General features: G+C 65.3%; 20 protein-coding genes. 14 read left to right on the plus strand and 6 right to left on the minus strand.

The annotated features are described in order from the left end of the window. From AC1DHD_RS01105 to glmS, 3 genes are all read right to left on the minus strand, one after another. Positions 1-1,268 (minus strand): NAD(P)H-hydrate epimerase (locus tag AC1DHD_RS01105; protein WP_476877912.1); only part of this gene is annotated, 1,268 nt, incomplete at its 3' end. 5 nt (positions 1,269-1,273) lie between these two features. Then, complete coding sequence (locus AC1DHD_RS01110) at positions 1,274-1,621, minus strand: holo-ACP synthase (RefSeq protein ID WP_146336899.1); 348 nt, start codon at positions 1,619-1,621, stop codon at positions 1,274-1,276. 4 nt (positions 1,622-1,625) lie between these two features. Further along, the gene (glmS, locus tag AC1DHD_RS01115) at positions 1,626-3,518 is read right to left on the minus strand and encodes a glutamine--fructose-6-phosphate transaminase (isomerizing) (RefSeq protein ID WP_476877913.1); all 1,893 of its coding nucleotides are present in this window, start codon (positions 3,516-3,518) and stop codon (positions 1,626-1,628) included. 122 nt (positions 3,519-3,640) lie between these two features. Here glmS and coaA point away from each other — a divergent pair, with 122 nt between their 5' ends. Together coaA and AC1DHD_RS01125 are read left to right on the plus strand one after the other, a co-directional pair. Further along, the gene (coaA, locus tag AC1DHD_RS01120; protein ID WP_476877914.1) at positions 3,641-4,606 is read left to right on the plus strand and encodes a type I pantothenate kinase; all 966 of its coding nucleotides are present in this window, start codon (positions 3,641-3,643) and stop codon (positions 4,604-4,606) included. Between the two features lie 71 nt (positions 4,607-4,677). Then, positions 4,678-5,547, plus strand: a complete 870-nt coding sequence (locus AC1DHD_RS01125) for a M15 family metallopeptidase (protein WP_476877915.1) — start codon at positions 4,678-4,680, stop codon at positions 5,545-5,547. A 60-nt stretch (positions 5,548-5,607) separates the two neighbouring features. Here AC1DHD_RS01125 and glmM read toward each other — a convergent pair whose 3' ends face one another. The 3 genes from glmM to rplM form a co-directional block, all read right to left on the minus strand. Then, complete coding sequence (glmM, locus tag AC1DHD_RS01130) at positions 5,608-6,969, minus strand: phosphoglucosamine mutase (RefSeq protein ID WP_476877916.1); 1,362 nt, start codon at positions 6,967-6,969, stop codon at positions 5,608-5,610. A gap of 223 nt (positions 6,970-7,192) precedes the next feature. Next, positions 7,193-7,699 (minus strand): 30S ribosomal protein S9, encoded by a 507-nt coding sequence (gene rpsI, locus AC1DHD_RS01135; protein ID WP_346959848.1) that lies wholly within the window; start codon positions 7,697-7,699, stop codon positions 7,193-7,195. 38 nt (positions 7,700-7,737) lie between these two features. Further along, positions 7,738-8,181 (minus strand): 50S ribosomal protein L13, encoded by a 444-nt coding sequence (gene rplM / locus AC1DHD_RS01140; protein WP_476877917.1) that lies wholly within the window; start codon positions 8,179-8,181, stop codon positions 7,738-7,740. Between the two features lie 306 nt (positions 8,182-8,487). Here rplM and AC1DHD_RS01145 point away from each other — a divergent pair, with 306 nt between their 5' ends. The 12 genes from AC1DHD_RS01145 to AC1DHD_RS01200 all read left to right on the plus strand — a co-directional run bounded on the left by AC1DHD_RS01145 (position 8,488) and on the right by AC1DHD_RS01200 (position 18,466). After that, entirely contained in the window at positions 8,488-9,153 is a 666-nt protein-coding gene (locus AC1DHD_RS01145) for a prepilin peptidase (protein WP_476877918.1), read from the plus strand. A gap of 281 nt (positions 9,154-9,434) precedes the next feature. Continuing rightward, positions 9,435-9,629, plus strand: a complete 195-nt coding sequence (locus AC1DHD_RS01150; protein ID WP_476877919.1) for a Flp family type IVb pilin — start codon at positions 9,435-9,437, stop codon at positions 9,627-9,629. A 104-nt stretch (positions 9,630-9,733) separates the two neighbouring features. Further along, positions 9,734-10,141 (plus strand): TadE/TadG family type IV pilus assembly protein, encoded by a 408-nt coding sequence (locus tag AC1DHD_RS01155; protein WP_476877920.1) that lies wholly within the window; start codon positions 9,734-9,736, stop codon positions 10,139-10,141. Further along, positions 10,129-11,163 (plus strand): pilus assembly protein TadG-related protein, encoded by a 1,035-nt coding sequence (locus AC1DHD_RS01160; RefSeq protein ID WP_476877921.1) that lies wholly within the window; start codon positions 10,129-10,131, stop codon positions 11,161-11,163. The genes AC1DHD_RS01155 and AC1DHD_RS01160 overlap by 13 nt, the downstream gene beginning before the upstream one ends. 20 nt (positions 11,164-11,183) lie before the next feature. Beyond that, a complete protein-coding gene (gene cpaB, locus AC1DHD_RS01165; RefSeq protein WP_476877922.1) occupies positions 11,184-11,975 on the plus strand; it encodes a Flp pilus assembly protein CpaB in 792 nt (263 codons plus the stop codon). Next, positions 11,972-13,174: a CpaE/TadZ family protein gene (locus AC1DHD_RS01170; protein WP_476877923.1), complete on the plus strand. Its 1,203-nt coding sequence runs from the start codon at positions 11,972-11,974 to the stop codon at positions 13,172-13,174. Before cpaB ends, AC1DHD_RS01170 begins: the two co-directional genes overlap by 4 nt. Beyond that, positions 13,171-14,646: a CpaF family protein gene (locus AC1DHD_RS01175; protein WP_476877924.1), complete on the plus strand. Its 1,476-nt coding sequence runs from the start codon at positions 13,171-13,173 to the stop codon at positions 14,644-14,646. The genes AC1DHD_RS01170 and AC1DHD_RS01175 overlap by 4 nt, the downstream gene beginning before the upstream one ends. Positions 14,647-14,648: 2 nt before the next feature. Further along, positions 14,649-15,596: a type II secretion system F family protein gene (locus AC1DHD_RS01180; protein WP_476877925.1), complete on the plus strand. Its 948-nt coding sequence runs from the start codon at positions 14,649-14,651 to the stop codon at positions 15,594-15,596. A 17-nt stretch (positions 15,597-15,613) separates the two neighbouring features. Continuing rightward, positions 15,614-16,495, plus strand: coding sequence for a type II secretion system F family protein (locus AC1DHD_RS01185; RefSeq protein WP_476877926.1), 882 nt, complete (start codon positions 15,614-15,616; stop codon positions 16,493-16,495). Positions 16,496-16,749: 254 nt separating this feature from the next. After that, positions 16,750-16,980, plus strand: coding sequence for a Flp family type IVb pilin (locus tag AC1DHD_RS01190; protein WP_476877927.1), 231 nt, complete (start codon positions 16,750-16,752; stop codon positions 16,978-16,980). A gap of 104 nt (positions 16,981-17,084) precedes the next feature. After that, positions 17,085-17,501, plus strand: a complete 417-nt coding sequence (locus tag AC1DHD_RS01195; protein WP_476877928.1) for a TadE/TadG family type IV pilus assembly protein — start codon at positions 17,085-17,087, stop codon at positions 17,499-17,501. Next, entirely contained in the window at positions 17,489-18,466 is a 978-nt protein-coding gene (locus AC1DHD_RS01200; RefSeq protein WP_476877929.1) for a pilus assembly protein TadG-related protein, read from the plus strand. Before AC1DHD_RS01195 ends, AC1DHD_RS01200 begins: the two co-directional genes overlap by 13 nt. The last annotated feature ends 2 nt before the right edge of the window (positions 18,467-18,468 follow it).

Here is an 18,468-nt window from a genome sequence, read left to right on the forward strand (position 1 = left end):
GCACCCGACGGCGCGGCCACCAATGTGGTGGCGCCCTTCAGCAGCACCGTGGCCCCGGTGAGTCCCRTGGCACGCCGGGCGGCGGCCAGCGGCGAGTCCTCCACGGCCGGGCGCCCTCGGTGATCGCCGTAGCGCGCCAGGAGGCCGGCCAGCTCGCCGGCGTGCGGGGTGAGCACGGTCCGGGCGTCCAGGGCCGCGGGCAGGGCTTGGAGGGCGCCGGCGTCGGCCACGGTGGGCAGTCCGCCGGCGGCGGCCTCGCGGACACGTTCGAGCTGTTCGTGGGCGCCGTCGTCGAGGCCGGAGCCCACCAGCCAGGCCTGGACGTGGGCTTCGGCGACGCTGGTGCCGCACACCACTTCCGGGCAGGAGTGGCGCACCAGGTCGGCGACCTCCGGCGGCCCCACGTACCGGACCATGCCGGCGCCGGCGGCCAGGGCGCCCCGGCACGCGAGCACGGCGGCGCCCGGGTAGCGGGTGGAACCCGCGACGACGCCGAGCACACCGCGGGAGTACTTGTGCGAGCGGCGACCGGGCTGGGGCAGCAGGGCAGCCAGGTCGCCCTGATCGAGGCGGCGTAATTCCGGAGCACCGAGTGCGTCCTCAATGCCGATGGCGACGGTGCGGATCCGTCCGGTGAAATCCGCCCCGGGATCGGTGAGGAGGCCGGTTTTGGCCGCTCCGAAGGTAACGGTGATGTCCGCGGGCAGCACGGGGGCTGTGGCCTCCCCCGTGTCGGCGTCCACGCCGCTGGGCAGGTCGCAGGCCACCACCAGGGCGCGGCGGCCCGTACGCGGCAGGGCACGCTGCAGTTCGGCGACCAGGGTCGCTGCCGTGCCGTGCAGCCCGCCCCGCGCCCCGGTGCCGAGGACCGCGTCAATAACGACGTGGGATCCGGCGGCGCCGGCTGCCAGGGCCGTGGCGTTGCCCGCAGTGAGGGCCGTATCCCTGCCGCCAGCGGCGCGGAAGGCCGCAAGGGCGGCCGGGTGGGCTTCGCCGGCAGTGAGGACCGCCGTCGCCCGCAATCCCCGGCGGGCGAGCAGGGCCGCGGCGAAAAGGCCGTCTCCGCCGTTGTTGCCCTTGCCCGCCAGGACGGCAACACTGGAGCCATAGGGCCGCAGTCCCCGGTGCTGCAGCTCCCGGACCACCGTGTTGGCGAGGCCGTGGGCGGCCCGCTGCATAAGAACAGCGCCCATACCCGAGCCCGCACGTGCGTCGAGAAAGTTCTTCTCGACGTCTCGGATGTGGGTTCCGGTATAGGCGCTGATCATGGAGCCTAGCCCTCGGCGATCACCGTGGCGGTAGCGATTCCGCCGTCGTGGCTGATCGAGAGGTGCCAGCGTTTGACCCCTTTGGACTCAGCCACGGCAAGGACGGTGTCCTTGACCTGGACGGTCGGACCGTGCTGGTCCAGCCCGATCCAGCAGTCCTGCCAGTTCATGCCGGCCGGGGCGCCCAGCACCTTGGCCACGGCCTCCTTGGCGGCGAACCGCGCGGCGAGGGACCGGGTGTTCAGTTCCCGCTCGGCCGGAACGAACAACCTGTCACGCAGCCCGGGGGTGCGCTCCAGCTGCCGGCCGAACCGCTCAATGTCTACGACGTCTACGCCGATGCCAACAATCATGCGGCTATTCTACGGTCACGCTCTTGGCCAGGTTCCGCGGCTGGTCCACGTCGTAGCCCTTGGCGCTGGCGAGGGCCAGGGCGAAGATCTGCAGGGGCACGGTGGAGAGCAGCGGGGCCAGGAGCGTCGGGGTCTCCGGGATGTAGATGACGTGCTCGGCGAAGGCCTTCACGRCCTCGTCACCTTCCTCGGCGATCACGATCGTCTTGGCGCCGCGGGCACGGACTTCCTGGATGTTGGAGACGATCTTGGCGTGCAGGGAGTCGCGGCCGCGGGGCGAGGGGACCACCACAAAGACGGGCTGGCCTTCCTCGATCAGCGCGATGGGTCCGTGCTTGARCTCGCCTGCGGCGAAACCCTCGGCGTGGATGTAGGCGAGCTCCTTGAGCTTCAGGGCACCCTCCATGGCGACCGGGAAGCCCACGTGGCGGCCCAGGAACAGGACGGACTTGGAATCGGCCATGTCCGCGCCGAGGGCCTTGATGACGTCGGCGTTGTCCAGGATCTGCTGGATCTTGGCGGGGATCTTGCCGAGGTCCGCGAGGATGTCCTTGATTTCGCCCTGGAACTTGTTCCCGCGCAGCTGTGCCAGATACAGGCCCAGCAGGTATGCGGCGGCGATCTGGGCGAGGAACGCCTTGGTGGAGGCCACGGCAATTTCCGGACCGGCGTGCGTGTACAGCACGGCGTCGGATTCGCGCGGGATCGTGGAGCCGTTGGTGTTGCAGATGGACACCGTCTTGGCGCCCTGTTCCTTGGCGTACCGCACAGCCATCAGGGTGTCCATGGTCTCGCCGGACTGCGAGATCGAGACGATCAGGGTGTTGGCGTCAACGATCGGGTCCCGGTAGCGGAATTCGTGGGAGAGCTCCACCTCGGTGGGGATCCGGCACCAGCGCTCGATGGCGTACTTGGCGACCTGGCCGGCGTAGGCGGAGGTGCCGCACGCCAGGACGATGATCTTGTCGACGCTCTTGAGCAGTTCGGTATCGATGCGGAGCTCATCGAGGGTCAGCCGGCCGTCGACGTCGGAGCGGCCCAGCAGGGTCTGCAGGACGGCGTCGGGCTGGTCGTGGATTTCCTTCTCCATAAAGGACGGGAAGCCGCCCTTCTCGGCGGAGGCCGGGTCCCAGTCGACGTAGTATTCCTTGCCCTCGGCCGGGGCGCCGAAGAAGTCGGTGATCGCGACGGTGTCCGCGGTGATGGTGACGATCTGGTCCTGGCCCAGTTCCACGGCCCGGCGGGTGTAGTCGATGAAGCCGGAGACGTCGGAGCCAAGGAAGTTCTCGCCCTCGCCCAGGCCGACCACCAGCGGGGAGTTGCGGCGGGCAGCGACGACGACGTCGGGCTGGTCAGCGTGCACGGCCAGCAGGGTGAAGGCGCCTTCGAGCCGCTGGCAGGCGAGTTCCATGGCCTTGGTCAGGCCGCCGTTGGAGTTGTCGCCGCCGAGCTGGTTGCGGTAGATGTCCCCGAGCAGGGCCGCGGCCACCTCGGTGTCGGTCTCGGAGAGGAACGTGACGCCCTTGGCGAGCAGGTCCTGCTTCAGTTCCGCGAAGTTTTCGATGATGCCGTTGTGGATCAGGGCCAGCTTGCCGCCGTCGGAGAGGTGCGGGTGCGCGTTCAGGTCCGTCGGGCCGCCGTGGGTTGCCCAGCGGGTGTGCCCGATGCCGGTCAGGGCGTCCGGCAGTGGGTTGGCCTCCAGCTCGGCAATCAGGTTGCTCAGCTTGCCCGACTTCTTGCGGGACGAGATAGCGCCGTCCGCCACGACGGCGATGCCGGCAGAGTCATAGCCGCGGTACTCCAGGCGGCGCAGTCCTTCCAGGACAACGTCCAGGGCCTTGTGATCAGTATTTACCCGGCCAGCCGACCGGCCTACATATCCAACGATTCCACACATGGGCACAAGCCTAGCTGGTTTCACGGTCAGGAGACGTAGGATGTGGCGCGCGCAACCCGGAAGGCCGCCGCCGGCGGGGTGTCCATTTCGCTCTGGGCCGCGTCAAGGGCAGAATCTCTAAAGTGACTTTGCAACGCAATGACGCGAACGGCGAGGGCGTCTCCCCGTTCGTTGAGCTGGACCGGCAGACCTGGTCCCGGCTCGCTGCCCAGATGGAGCAGCCCCTCAACGAGGAGGACGTGCTCCGACTTCGCGGCCTGGGCGACCCCCTCGATATGAAGGAGGTCCGGGAGGTCTACCTTCCGCTCTCCCGGCTGTTGCACCTGTACGTCGAGGGCGCCAACCAGCTCCACGCGGCCACCACCACGTTCCTCGGCGAGAAGACCCAGCGCACTCCCTTCGTCATTGGCGTGGCCGGCTCGGTCGCCGTCGGCAAATCAACCATCGCCCGTGTTCTCCGCGAGATGCTGCGCCGGTGGCCCGGCACCCCGAACGTCGAGCTGATCACCACCGACGGGTTCCTCTACCCGCTGGCCGAGCTCAAGCGGCGCCAGCTCCTGGAGCGCAAAGGCTTCCCGGAATCCTACGACCGCCGCGCGCTGCTGCGGTTCGTGAGCGAAGTCAAGGGCGGGGCCGAGGAGGTCCGCGCCCCCTGGTATTCGCACGTCACCTACGACATCGTCCCCGGCAAGGAAGTGGTGGTCCGCCGGCCGGACGTGCTGATCGTCGAGGGGCTGAACGTGCTGGCGCCAGCGCGTCCGCGGCACGACGGCAGGCAGGGCCTTGCCCTGAGCGACTTCTTCGACTTCTCCATCTACGTGGACGCCAAGACCTCCTACATCGAGGAGTGGTATGTGGACCGGTTCCGGAAACTGCGCACCACCGCGTTCGCGCAGCCGGAGTCCTACTTCCACCGCTACGCGACGCTCTCCGACTCGGAGGCCGAGCAAACCGCGCGCAGCATCTGGAAACGGATCAACGAGCCGAACCTGGAAGAAAACGTCCTCCCCACCCGCGGCCGCGCCCAGCTGGTGCTGACCAAGGACGCCGACCACTCCATCCGTCGTATGCTGCTCCGGAAGGTCTAGCACAGGTGTGCCAGGACAGCGCCGCCTCGCGGCTGGCCCGGAGAACGCCCCGCCGGCAGGTGCTCCGCCGCATGCTTGTTGCCGCCGCCGCCGTGGCTCTGCTGGCCGCCACCGCCGGCTGCAGCCCCGCCTCCGACACCGCTGACCGCACCTCCGGCACAAGCGTGCCAACTGGCGCCGCTGCCTCCGCGGCGTCCGCGGTCCCTACGGGCACGTCCCCGGCCGGTACGTCCACGCCCACATCCCCGCCGTCGCACGTGGCCCCGTCCTCGTCCCCCACAGCCTCCGCGTCGGCAACAACGGCGCCGGCGCCCCCGGCATCCTCAGCCCCGGGCCCGAAGCATTCCCTCACGGACCCGGCGAGCCCCTGGGTGGTGGTGAACAAGCACCGCCCCCTGGCCCCCGCCACATTCGTGCCGGCCGACCTGGTCCAGCCGCACGTCACCCTGGCCGTCTCCGGCGAGGCGAGCCAGCTGAACAGCACGACGGCGGCGGCGGCGGAACGGATGTTTGCCGCCGCCGCGGCCGACGGCGTTGTTCTGACCCTGGCGAGCGGTTACCGCTCCTACGCCACGCAGAGCACCACCTACAACGGCTACGTGAACTCGCGGGGCCGCGCGGAGGCAGACACGGCCTCCGCCCGGCCGGGTTATTCGGAGCACCAGACCGGCTGGGCCTTCGACATCGGCGACGGCGGCGGGGGCTGCAGCTTCCAGCCGTGCTTCGCCGACCAGCCCGCTGCCGTGTGGGTCAAGGCCAACGCCCACCGGTTCGGGTTCGTGGTCAGGTATCCCTGGATGGCGCACCCGGTCACCGGCTACTTCTACGAGCCGTGGCACCTCCGCTACATCGGTGCCGAGGCAGCCGGAGACATGCACAAGCGCGGCATCGCCACCCTCGAACAGTATTTCGGCTTGGAAGCCGCGCCAGCCTACCGCTAGTAACAGACAGGTGTGGCCCGCTCCCAGCCGGAAGCGGGCCACACTTGCGTGAACTTGCGGTCAGTCGGTGACCAGCGCCAGGGCCAGCTCCGTGCGCACCACCTGGGCCAGGTCTTCGGCGATCGCCTGGGCAGTCGCCTCGTCCGCGGCTTCGACCATCACCCGGACCACCGGTTCGGTGCCGGAGGGGCGCAACAGGACGCGTCCGGTTTCACCCAGCCGCTCTTCAGCCTGGGCTACGGCCCGGGCAACTGCCTCGTCGCCCTTCACCCGGGTGCGGTCGACGCCCTTGACGTTGATCAGCACCTGCGGGAGCTTGGTCATGACGGTGGCCAGGTCACGGAGGGGACGGCCTGTCAGGGCTACCTGGGCGGCCAGCTGAAGGCCGGTCAGCACGCCGTCGCCGGTGGTGGCGTAGTCGGCGAAAATCACGTGGCCGGACTGTTCGCCGCCGAGGTTGAACCCGCCTTCGCGCATGCCTTCGAGGACGTACCGGTCACCCACGCCGGTCTCGCGGAGGCTGATGCCGGCCTCCCCCAGCGCGATCTTGAGCCCGAGGTTGCTCATAACGGTCGCCACCAGGACGTCATCCTTGAGCTTGCCGGAGGCCTTGAGGGCGACGGCGAKGATGGCCATGATCTGGTCACCGTCCACCTCGTTGCCTTCGTGGTCGACTGCCAGGCAGCGGTCGGCGTCGCCGTCATGGGCGATGCCAAGGTCCGCACCGTGCTTGACTACCGCTTCCTTCAGCGGGCCCAGGTGGGTGGACCCCACGCCGTCGTTGATGTTGAGGCCGTCGGGTTCGGCTCCGATCACCACGACGTCAGCGCCAGCGCTTTTGAACACCTCCGGCGAGCAGCCGCTGGCGGCGCCGTGGGCGCAGTCCAGCACCACCTTCAGCCCCTCCAGGCGGTGCGGGATGGTGCCCAGCAGATGGACGATGTAGCGGTCTTCAGCGTCGGAGAAGCGCTGGATGCGACCCACTTCGCCGCCCACCGGCCGGACCGGTTCCTTGCTCAGCTGTTCCTCGATGGCGTCCTCGACGTCGTCGGGCAGCTTCTGGCCACCCCGCGCGAAGAACTTGATCCCGTTGTCCGGTGCCGGGTTGTGGGAGGCGGAAATCATCACGCCGAAGTCGGCGTCGAGGTCTGCCACCAGGTAGGCCGCTGCCGGGGTGGGGAGCACGCCGGCGTCGTAGACGTCGATGCCGGAGCTGGAGAGCCCGGCCTCCACAGCTGCGGCAATGAACTCGCCGCTGGCTCTCGGGTCGCGGGCCACCACGGCGCGCGGCCGGTTGCCGTTGGTGTTGCGGTCGTGCCCAAGCACGACGGCGGCGGCCTGCGCCAGTTGCATCGCCAACTCTGCGGTCAGTAGGCCGTTAGCCAGGCCCCGGACACCATCTGTTCCAAATAATCTAGACATCGAGCCCAAGTTTAGTCGATGGCGGGCCCGGGGTCCGTTCCGGGTGCGGCGGACGCGGCCTTAACGCCGGAAGCCCGCCCCGCATGATGCGGGACGGGCTTCCGGGTAAGCGCCATATGCGCTTGGGAAAGCGCTGATTAGCGCTTGGGGATCCGGGCGCTGAACAGCGCTGCGGGCCCCAAGCTGTGGTCGCGCAGGCGGCCACAGCTTGGGAAAGCGCTGATTAGCGCTTGGAGTACTGCTGAGCCTTGCGTGCCTTCTTGAGACCAGCCTTCTTACGCTCGATGACGCGTGCGTCACGGGTAAGGTAGCCGGCCTTCTTCAGGGTGGCGCGGTTGTTGTCGACGTCGATCTCGTTCAGCGAACGGGCGATGCCGAGGCGCAGAGCACCGGCCTGGCCGGAGGGGCCACCGCCGTGGATGCGGGCAATGACGTCGTAGGCGCCTTCGAGATCGAGGATCTTGAAGGGCTCGTTGACGTCCTGCTGGTGCAGCTTGTTCGGGAAGTAGTTCGACAGCTCGCGGCCGTTGATGGTCCACTTGCCGGAGCCGGGCACAACGCGAACGCGTGCAACGGCTTCCTTGCGGCGGCCAACAGCTGCGCCGGCGACGGTCAGTGCCGGACGTTCCTTCTTCGGCGCCGCTGCGTCAGCAGCACCGCTCTCCGAGGTGTAGCTGGTCAGGTTTTCCTCAGCCTCGACGGCTTCGGTGGTCTCTTCGTTCTGAGCCACGGTTCTCCTTGTATTAATAAGTTGTTTGGTGGCCAGGACTACTGGGCGACCTGGGTGATTTCGAAAGTCTTGGGCTGCTGGGCGGCGTGCGGGTGCTCTGCACCGCGGTAAACCTTCAGCTTGCCCAGCTGCTGTGCAGCGAGCGAGTTCTTCGGGAGCATGCCCTTGATGGCCTTCTCCACGGCGCGGACCGGGTTGGATTCCAGCAGCTCCGCGTAGTTGACGGAGGTCAGGCCGCCCGGGTAACCGGAGTGGCGGTATGCGCGCTTCTGCTCCAGCTTGGCGCCGGTGAGGGCAACCTTTTCAGCGTTGATGATGATGACGAAGTCGCCCATGTCCATGTGGGGCGCAAAGGTGGCCTTGTGCTTGCCGCGCAGCAGGATTGCGGTCTGGCTGGCAAGACGACCAAGGACAACGTCGGTGGCGTCAATGACGTGCCACTGGCGGTTGATATCGCCGGGCTTCGGGGTGTACGTACGCACGGTGTTTGCCTCGTTCTTGTTCTGGCGTTCTTGTTTTAGGCGTCACTCGAAGGTGCACCTACTATCTATGCGCTACCGGAACAGAGGTGAGGGCTCTATGTAACCAGTCATCCAGTGGTCTCGAATGTGCACGTTGAGTAGCTATCCTGCAACCGGATTCTCAAGCGGGCACGCATCATCGAGATAGGACACGCACAACGACTACCAAGAATAGCGGAAGCCTTGGCTGTGGGTCAAAATGGGGTGTCCGGTGGCATGCTGCCCGCGTGCCTGTCAGTTCCGGCCCGCCGCGCTCCTGGAGGTCACGTGCCCGTTCCCGCCATTGCAGGACCCGCACCGCTGCTTTTTGTCGCCATCGTTACTGTCGCCGCGCTGTGCCTGTCGCTGCTGGCTGACGTCGTGGTTCGGCGGACCCTTCCCGGGCTGGAACCGCACCCCTCCCCCGCCCAGCGGACGACGACGGCGGCGGCCGCTGCCGCGATATGCGCGCTTCTCGCGTGGCGCCTGGGCGTTTCTCCCGAGGTGCCGGCATTTATGGTCCTGGTTATTATCGGCGCCCAACTGGCGCGTATAGATGTTATTCATCATTTGCTGCCCAACAGGCTGGTTTTTCCACTGCTTGGGGCTGGCGTCCTGCTGCTCGCAGGGGCTTCGGCAGCGCTCGGAGGCTGGGAAAAGCTGGCCCGAGCCCTCGCCGCCGGCGTCATTCTCTTCTTTTTCTACTTCATCTTGGCTCTCATCAGCCCCAAGGGCCTCGGAATGGGCGATGTGAAGCTTGCAGCGCCACTTGGGCTGTACTTGGGCTACTTGGGCTGGTCCCAGTTGTTTTACGGCGGCGCCCTGGGCTTCGTCGCCGGAGGCCTAGTTTCCGCGGTTCTCGTCTCGCGCAGGCGCGCAAACACGCCAAAAGAAGTCCCGTTCGGGCCCTCCATGCTGGCGGCCGCCCTAGCGGTCATCCTGCTCTCGGCGTAGCCCACTTTTCGCGCCCATCCGTGGCGGAACCAGTAAGTCGACTTAGCAAACCAAGTAGTTGCGAGTTTGGCACCCTACAGAACTGAGTACACCTCTCAGACCTACGCGTAAAACCATCGTTTTGCCTTCCAGAAGTCGAGTAGCCAATGCCATTGCAGGGCCAATAATCGCCGTGCAAATGTTGTCCCAACGGACCTCCAGGGCACAACAAAGGGGAGTTGCTGGAATTCCGTAAAACTATTCAAAAACTCTGGAAAAGGACTTTTACAATGACTGGTCTCATGGTTTCAATGATCGCATTTGTAGCCGGCGTCAAGGACAGGCTCGAATCGGAAAAAGGCGCGACCGCGACGGAATACTCGCTGCTCGTGGCTTTCATCGCCTTCATCGTCATCGGCGGGGTCACGCTCTTCGGCGCCGCGCTCAACACGTGGTTCGGTCAGCTCGCGACCCACGTCGGCACTTTTGCCCACTAGGCAAGTCGAGCAGGTCTCAGCAACACCCACTGTGCCGCGTCCGTGTTTCGCGGACGCGGCACAGCTCTTAATCCTTCAGCTGCATCTATCCCTGGGGGGATCCAATGAAGCGCAGCATCTGGCCGTCGCGCCGGCTAAGAGCGCAAGACCGTGAGCGGGGGGCCGCCGCCGTCGAGTTCGCCCTGATTGCACCCATCCTCCTCGCCCTGGTTGGCGGGATCATCGAATTTTCGTACTCCTACAATCTGCAGATCTCCGTGACCCAGGCGGCCCGCGAGGCCGCTCGAAGCATGGCCATCTTCAACGATCCGGCCCGTGCACAAGCGGCCGGGGTGGCAGGCGCGCCAGGGCTGAACCCGGCCGGATTCACCTACACGTTTACAGGTGCTTGTCCCGCCGGCGGCACCGGCAACGCACAGGTGTCGGTCGGCTACACCGCCAACTCACTGACAGGAATCTTCGGTGGTTCCGTCACGCTCAACGGAACTGGAGCCATGCGATGCCACGGTTGACGTGCGCCGCGGGGATCCGCCGGGGCCAAGAAGCAGAGCGGGGCGCGGCCGGCATCCTCGTAGCAGTCTTGATGCTTGTGCTCATCGGAGCAGGGGCCTTGGCTGTTGACACCGGCGAGATCTATGCCGAAAAAGCACAACTGCAGAATGCTGCGGACGCGGGCGCTTTGGCGGCAGCTCAACGATGCCACGCGGCAGGAACCTGCACCAACGCCCAGGCGCTCGCCTGGGCCCGCGAACTGGCCGGACCCAATTCCAATGACGGCGCCTCGGCCGTTGATTCGGTGGACGTGTCGGTACCGGGTCAAGTATCCGTAGTTACCTCAACCCTGGGCAGCGACGGGGCAGGCTTCCTGACCAAGATGTTTGCCAGCGTTCTCAACGCGCCACCCGCAACCGTCCGGACTGGTGCCACTGCCGCCTGGGCACCGTTGAGCAGCGGTTCCGGATTCCCGCTCGCGATCTCCAACAGCTGCTTCAACCTCTCCACAGCCGTAGCAACCGGAGAGGTCCAGAAGATCTCCTACAAACCGGGCGGCACCTGCACAGGGCCATCCGGAACTCAAATCCCGGGCGGGTGGGGATGGCTCGATCGCAGCTCTCCATGCGTCGCGGTAACCGCCACCGGCAACAACCGTGTGGGGTCCGATCCCGGCAACAACCCCCCGACAGACTGTGACGCCGTCCTTGCCGGGTGGATCTCCACCATCCTCGCCGGCGGCGACGTCAAAGTCGCTTTTCCCGTCTTCGACAACGCTGGCGGCCAGGGGCAGAACGGTTACTTCCACGTGATCGGCTATGCCACTTTCAAGATGTGGGGGTGGAAATTCGGCAACAACCACAACTACGAATTCAAAAACACGGCAGGCGATCCGAACATGACGAGCTCCCTGGCCTGCAGCGGCGGTAACAACCGGTGCATTATCGGCCAATTCGTGAAGTTCGAAACAATTAACTCGACGGGAGAGGCTTCTGGCGGCAGCACCGACTTGGGAACCGTGGATATAAAACTCATCAAATAAGCAATTTCTAAGGAGTTACGATGAAAACACGCCTGCTGGGGGGCATCGCCGCATTGTTAGTGGCAATTATCGGAACCGTGCTGCTGGTCTCTTATGTACAGAATGCTGACAAACGGGCATTGGCCGGCACGGAAACAGAATCGATCTACGTAGTGCAAAAAGCTATTCCGGCCGGAACCGCCGCAGACCAACTGTCGGCGATGGTGACCAAGAAGGACGTTCCGAAGCTGGCACTGGCAGAGAACAGCATTACGGACCTTGCGTCGTTGGGATCCAAGGTCACCGCGGTGACGTTGATGCCGGGAGAGCAACTGCTTTCCAGCCGGATGGTGGACGCGAATGCGTTCCTCGGCCCGGCGCGGGTCCAGGTTCCTTCGGGCATGCAGGAACTGACGCTCAAGCTCCCGATTGAACGCGTTGCCGGCGGGATCCTGAAGGCTGGCGACACAGTGGGGGTCTTCTTGTCCATGGATGTTGCAGCAGCTGGAGGGGACGGGGCTGCTGGCGCCAAAGTGAGCAAAACCCAGCAGACGTTCCACAAGGTCCTGGTCACGGCGGCCCAATTCAGCGACGGGGCCGCCACACAGACCGGCGCATCCGAGACTGCCCCCGGCACCAGCCAGGTCTCGGCAACCTCGACTACCAAGTCACAGGGCGACGGCAGCTACCTCATCACGCTGGCGAGGAACTCCGCCGATGCGGAGCGGATCGTCTTCGCTGCCGAGTTCGGCAAGATCTACCTCTCGAAGGAGCCCGCTGACGCGGTGGCATCCGGTAAGGGCACAGTTGATGCGGCAGGGCTGTTCCGATGAGCCGCTTCGTACTGATCACCCCGAACTCGGATTTCGAGCGGCTGGTCAAGCTGGCAGTAGGCGGAATGCACGGCGAACTCCACGTCTTCAAGGCGGACTATCTGCCTGAAGGCCCGGCGGACATTCTCCGCCAGATGGTCGGAGACCCGCCTGAGGTCCTCATCCTGGGTCCCGGCGTTCCCGTCGCCGACTCGCTTAAGTTGGCCGCTGTGGTCGACCTCCAGTATCCGGAGATCAGCGTCGTCCTCGCCGTCACGGCCAGCCCGGAGACAGTGGTCCAAGCCATGCGGGCCGGCGTCAGGGACCTGCTGGACCCCGGTGCCGATCCGGAGACAATCAGGGTCATGCTGGAACGGGCCAGCCTTGCCGCCGCCGGACGGCGTCGGGGGCTGGGGCCGCAGGCCACTGAGCACGCGGACCACGGATCCGGACGTGTCATTGCCGTGATGTCGCCAAAGGGCGGCGTCGGCAAGACAACGGTGGCCACCAACATCGCCGTCGGCCTCGGGAAAACCGCCCCCATGAGCGTCGTGATTGTTGACCTCGACCTGCAGTTCGGGGATGTGGCCAGCGGGCTGCTGCTCGAGCCGGAGTTCACAGTCACGGATGCCGTGATGGGAGCCGCCAGCCAGGACTCCATGGTGCTCAAGACCTATCTCACCGTTCATCCGGCCGGCATCTACGCTCTCTGTGCCCCACGGACCCCGGTGGAGATGGACCGCATCAGCGCAGCCCACGTTTCGCATCTGCTCGAACAGTTGCGGCAGGAGTTCCGCTACATCGTCGTGGACACGGCGCCGGGGTTAGGCGAGCACGTCCTTGCCACCCTGGAACAGGCCACGGACGCCGTGTGGATCTGCGGAATGGACGTTCCGAGCATCCGGGGGATGCGCACCGGGTTCCGGATCCTCGACGAGCTGAACCYGGTGCCGGCACACCGCCACATTGTGCTCAACATGGCCGACCGTCGGGCCGGGCTGTCCCTCAAGGACGTTGAGGCTACCGTCGGCGCGCCTGTGGACGTGGTCCTGCCGCGATCCCGGACCCTCCCGTTCTCCACCAACAAAGGAATCCCCTTGCTTCAGGACGGCAGCCGGGACGCTGCCCTCAAGGGTCTCCGTCAGCTGGTTGACCGCTTCAAGCCGGAGTGGGACGCCAGGCCCCACAAGCAACTGCACCGAAGGGCGGTAGTCCAGTGAGCCTCACAGACCRATTCCAGCAAATGCGGGGCGGTTCGTTGCCCGCCGCACCGGAGGGAAAGCCGGCCGCCGTCGACGTTTTCGCCAAGCAGGAGCAGCCGGCCACCCTTGGCCGGATCCTCGAGGCAAAGACCGCGGCGGAGTCCCAGTCCGGTCTCCCGGACCTGCAGCAGACCGCCACCGTGGCGAGTGAAGCCCTGAACGCCCTCAAGGAACGCGCCAGCCAGGCGCTCTTTGAACGGCTCGGTTCCCGGATCACGGACTCGTCGATCGATGAGTCTGAACTCCAAAAGTCAGTCAAGGACGAGCTGAAGGCGGTGGTGGACGAGGAGCAGATCCCGCTCACCACGGTCGAGCGACAGCGCCTGATCCGGGAAATCATCGATGACGTTCTGGGCCATGGACCCATCCAGAGGTACCTCGATGATCCAACGGTGACCGAGGTCATGGTCAACCGCTTCGATCAGATCTACGTCGAGCGCCAGGGCCAGCTTTACCTGACCGACTCAAAGTTCACCTCGGACGATGCTCTGCGTCGGGTCATCGAAAGGATCGTCACCAACGTGGGGCGCCGGATCGATGAATCATCTCCGCTGGTGGACGCGAGGCTTTCGGACGGATCCCGCGTCAACGCCATCATTCCGCCCCTGGCCGTCAACGGGCCGGCCCTGACCATCCGGAAGTTCGGCCGCGATCCCCTGACCGTCCATGACCTGATCTCGATGGGCAGCCTGTCCCCGGAAATGGCGGAGCTGCTGCAGGCCTGCGTGGTCGCGCGCCTGAACATCATCGTCTCCGGCGGAACGGGCACCGGCAAGACCACGCTCCTGAATGTCCTCTCGTCCTTCATCCCCCGGGCGGACCGGATCGTCACCATCGAAGATGCCGTGGAGCTCCAACTCCAGCAGGACCACGTGGTCCGGTTGGAAAGCCGGCCCCAAAACATCGAGGGCAAGGGCGAGATCTCCATCCGGGACCTGGTCCGCAACTCGCTGCGTATGCGGCCAGACCGGATCGTGGTCGGCGAGGTCCGCGGCGGCGAGTGCCTGGACATGCTGCAGGCCATGAACACCGGCCACGACGGCTCCATCTCCACCGTCCACGCGAACTCCCCCAGGGATGCGATGGCCAGACTCGAGACGCTGGTGCTGATGGCCGGCATGGACCTCCCGCTGCGGGCAATCCGCGAGCAGGTTGCCTCGGCTGTGAACCTGATTGTGCACATCTCCCGGCTCCGCGACGGGTCCCGGCGCGTCACGCACATCACCGAGGTTCAGGGCATGGAGGGCGACGTCGTTACCCTCCAGGATGCTTTCGTCTTCGACTATTCCGCCGGTATTGACGCCAGCGGCAAGTTCCTCGGCAGGCCCATGCCTACCGGAGTCCGTCCGCGGTTCACCGATCGCTTCGCCGAACTCGGGATACAAATTTCGCCGGCCGTGTTTGGCGCCACACCGGTCAGGGGGCGGTAACAATGCCGGACCAATCCCCTCTCATCTTTGTAGCCGGGCTCCTTCTCATCTACGGCGCCCTGGCCGTCCTGGTCTCCGTGGCCTTCAAGTCCCGGTCCGTGCCGCTGAGCAGGCGCCGCCCGGACGGGACAGCTATCCATGCCTCCGGGCTGACCAAACTGACGGACCAGGCCGTGCACTCGCTGAATCATGGACTGCCCAGCCGCGGCTCGGGACTGCTCAGCCGGGAGAAGCTCGACAGCGCCGGACTCAAGAAGCAGCCTGGCGACTATCTGGTGATGGCGGGTGCGGTCACTTTCGTTTCGGTGGTGTTGGGGTTCCTACTGTCAGGCCCGCTTTTCGCAGCACTGATGCTGGTCCTGGCGCCGGTTGGCCTCATCCTGTTTCTCAACGTCCTGGTYTCCCGGCGGCGCAAGAAGTTCGACGAACAGGTCCCCGATTCGCTGCAAATGCTCGCTGGCGGCTTGCGCGCCGGACACAGCCTGCTGCGCTCGGTGGATGCAGCCGCTGAGGAGAACGAGGCCCCCATGAAGGAGGAACTCAACCGTGTGGTGAATGAGACCCGGATCGGCCGGGACCTGGGCGAATCACTCGGGGAGGTGGCCAGGCGCACTGCCAATGACGACTTCGCCTCGATTACCCGCGCGATCGAGATCCACCGGGAAGTGGGCGGGGACCTCGCCCAGGTCCTGGACAACGTGGGCGAAACCATTCGTGACCGCAACCAGCTCCGGGGCCAGGTCAAGGCGCTCAGCGCAGAAGGCCGGATCTCCGCCATGGTCCTGATCGCGCTTCCGGTGGTCATGTTCGTCGGGTTGACGCTTTTCAATCCGATGTATTCGAGAGTCTTCCTCACCACGTTTCCCGGCTTTCTCATGATCCTCGCGGCCGTGGTCCTGCTCGTCGTCGGCGGCTTTTGGCTGAGCCGGCTTATCAAACCCAAGTTCTGAGACGAAGGGGGAGAACAATGCAAACTGTTGCCTACGCAGCCATCCTGGCCGTCGTCGCCCCGATCTCGATAATGACGTGGCTGGCCTTCACCGGAGACAGGGCCGGGCTGCGCAACATCCAGTCCAATCTTGGCCGGGGACCGCAGGCCTCCGGATCAATGCTGTCCGCCACTGGAGAGTTCGCGGCGTTCAGCCGACGGATCACTCCGAAGGGGTACACGGCCTGGCTGGACAAACAACTCGCCGGAGCCGGCCGACCTAAAGAATGGCCACTTGGCCGCCTCATCATGATCAAGCCGCTACTTGCCCTAGCCGGGGCTGTCGCGGGTATCTTGCTGGTCGCTGGAAGTCCCACGGCCATCAGCTTCGTCCTCCTGGCGGGGATCACGGCGCTTGCGTACTTTGTGCCTGACATACTGGTCCGGAACCACGCCCAAAAGCGGCGCGAAGCCATCAAGCTGGAACTGCCGGACGCCCTGGACCAGATGCTCATCTCGGTGCAGGCCGGCCTTGGTTTTGAAACGGCCATGGCCAGGGCCGGCCAAAACGGCAAGGGACCGCTCGCTGATGAGTTGATTCGGACGCTCCAGGACATCCAGGTTGGCCGCTCCCGGAAGGACGCTTACCTTGCGATGGCCCAGCGCGTGGACGTGCCGGACCTCCGGTCCTTCGTCCGCGCCGTAGTCCAGGCCGATGCTTATGGCATCGCCATCGCCCAGGTGCTGCACTCACAGGCGAAGGACATGCGGGTCAAGAGGCGCCAGCGGGCGGAGGAACACGCCCTGAAGATGCCCGTGAAGATGCTCTTCCCGCTCATTTTTTCGATCCTGCCCGCCCTGTTCATCGTGGTGTTGGGACCCACAATCATGAGCATCATGGATGTTTTCGCCAAGAGGTAAGCCCCAGCGGCCGCGAACCGGCCGCCCACAGACCGGACCCCCCTTAGAACCCAGAGCTGAGGGGGGTCCTTCCTTGTGGCTGGGCTTCCGTGGTCCCCAGCGCAGGATAAGTGCAGGGAATGGGCAGGAAATGGGCAGTTTGGGAAGTGTTGGCACAGGATGTTCCAAACTCGGATCAACGGCGTGTCGGCGGTTGCTAAGTTCCTTTCAGTGCTGGTGCAGGGCCAGCCGCCCAACTCGCTCAGGAGTCACCAATGCGTTCCTACCTCTCCAACATCGCTTCCCGCCTTCGCCGCGACCAGCGCGGCGCCACCGCCGTCGAATACGGCATCATGGTCTCCCTCATCGCCGTCGTCATCATCGTCGCCGTGACGCTGCTCGGCGGCACTTTGCACGACACGTTCACCAAGGTCCAGTGCGACATCGCGGGCGCGCCGCACGCCTACACGGCTAGCACCCCGGCCGGCAGCGCTACCTGCTCGTAGCACCGCCACGATCCACGAGTCAGGGTTGGGGTAGGCTCCGGTCTTTCCCAACCCTGACTGCGTTCAGGCGCCAGCCAACAGTCAGCAAGGAAGGCGGTCCCCCCATGTCCAAGACAAGCGAGCGGGGCGCCGTCGCCGTGGAATTCGCCCTTCTGGCCCCCATCCTGGTCATGCTGCTGCTGGGGATCATGGAATTCGGCCGCGCGTACAACGTGCAGATCTCACTCTCCAACGCTGCCCGTGAGGGCGCACGGGTGATGGCCGTCAACTACTCAACGCCAACAGCCGCGACGACCGCCAAAGCCGCTGCGGTGAGTGCCGCGAGCGTTCTGAAGCCGAGCCTGACCAACGACAAGATTTTTTTCTCGTATCAGACGACGCCGGCCTCGACTCCCGCGCCAACCGCCTGCGCCGCCAACGTCCAAGTCACCGTGACCATCAACTACAACCTGTCCACAATGACGGGCATTGCCGGACCATTTTCGATGAAGGGCGTAGGGACGATGCAATGCGGCGGATAGCAGTTCCGGACGACACGGAACGTGGCGGGATCGCTGTTGTGGTCGCCCTCCTTATGGTGGTTCTCCTTGGATTCGCGGCCATCTCCATCGACGTCGCTCGACTCTATGCCGAGCGTGGCCAATTGCAGAACGGGGCCGATTCGGTAGCCCTGATGCTGGGCCAAAAATGTGCCAAGAATCCGAATGATCCGGACTGCTCCGACACTCTGACCTCGCCTCTGGTTCTCGCCCGGACGCTTGCCAACGCCAACGCCGTTGACGGACAGAGCAACGTCAAAGCCATCGTCTTGGACAGGACGAATCGCCAAGCCACGGTCACCACGAGCGCCAAGGACAGTGGGGGCACCCTCAATTCGGTACCGGACGTTTTTGCCCGCGCACTAGGCTTCTCGAACTCGGAGGTCACAGCTACTGCCAATGTCCAGTGGGGGACTCCGTCCAAGGGCACCGTCATCGTCCCTTTAGCCATCGCCGAGTGCAAATTCTCCCCAGACCCCTCCTTCGTGCAGGTCCTCAATATGAGCGCAGGCGGATGCTCAGGAATCCCCGGGGGTTTTGGATGGATTACCGACCCGAATGCCGCCGATTCTGCGTGCAGCGTCGTGATCAGTGCTGGCGCCGCGAATGATCCAGGCATCTGGTTCAGTAGCGACACCGGCGCCTCCCGACCTTCCGTCTGTTCCCCTGCGGACATCAGCGCTTTGAACGACCAGACCGTCCTTCTCCCGCTCTACGCCGTGGCCACGGGCAACGGGTCAGGCGGCAAGTACTACATCAAGGGCTTCGCGGCCTTTCACGTCACCGGCTACCGCTTTGCGAGTGACACATGGAATTCGAGCGGGCTGGCCAACAAGTCCCTCCGCGGATACTTCGTGAAATTCGTTTCCCTCTCGCAAGCCCTAGAACTCGGAAGTACCCCCGGCTACGGGGCCTCCGTTGTCCGTCTCACCATTGGAGTGCCCTAACA

The sequence above is a fragment of the Arthrobacter sp. 05L45_2 genome (assembly GCF_056397525.1).

Excerpts from the sequence above, each read along its gene's own strand:
- AC1DHD_RS01110 (WP_146336899.1), bottom strand. The coding sequence starts at position 1,621 with ATGATTGTTGGCATCGGCGTAGACGTCGTAGACATTGAGCGGTTCGGC.
- AC1DHD_RS01125 (WP_476877915.1), top strand. The coding sequence starts at position 4,678 with ATGCTTGTTGCCGCCGCCGCCGTGGCTCTGCTGGCCGCCACCGCCGGC.
- AC1DHD_RS01150 (WP_476877919.1), top strand. The coding sequence starts at position 9,435 with ATGGTTTCAATGATCGCATTTGTAGCCGGCGTCAAGGACAGGCTCGAA.
- AC1DHD_RS01155 (WP_476877920.1), top strand. The coding sequence starts at position 9,734 with ATGAAGCGCAGCATCTGGCCGTCGCGCCGGCTAAGAGCGCAAGACCGT.
- AC1DHD_RS01160 (WP_476877921.1), top strand. The coding sequence starts at position 10,129 with ATGCCACGGTTGACGTGCGCCGCGGGGATCCGCCGGGGCCAAGAAGCA.
- cpaB (WP_476877922.1), top strand. The coding sequence starts at position 11,184 with ATGAAAACACGCCTGCTGGGGGGCATCGCCGCATTGTTAGTGGCAATT.
- AC1DHD_RS01185 (WP_476877926.1), top strand. The coding sequence starts at position 15,614 with ATGCAAACTGTTGCCTACGCAGCCATCCTGGCCGTCGTCGCCCCGATC.
- AC1DHD_RS01190 (WP_476877927.1), top strand. The coding sequence starts at position 16,750 with ATGCGTTCCTACCTCTCCAACATCGCTTCCCGCCTTCGCCGCGACCAG.
- AC1DHD_RS01195 (WP_476877928.1), top strand. The coding sequence starts at position 17,085 with ATGTCCAAGACAAGCGAGCGGGGCGCCGTCGCCGTGGAATTCGCCCTT.
- AC1DHD_RS01200 (WP_476877929.1), top strand. The coding sequence starts at position 17,489 with ATGCGGCGGATAGCAGTTCCGGACGACACGGAACGTGGCGGGATCGCT.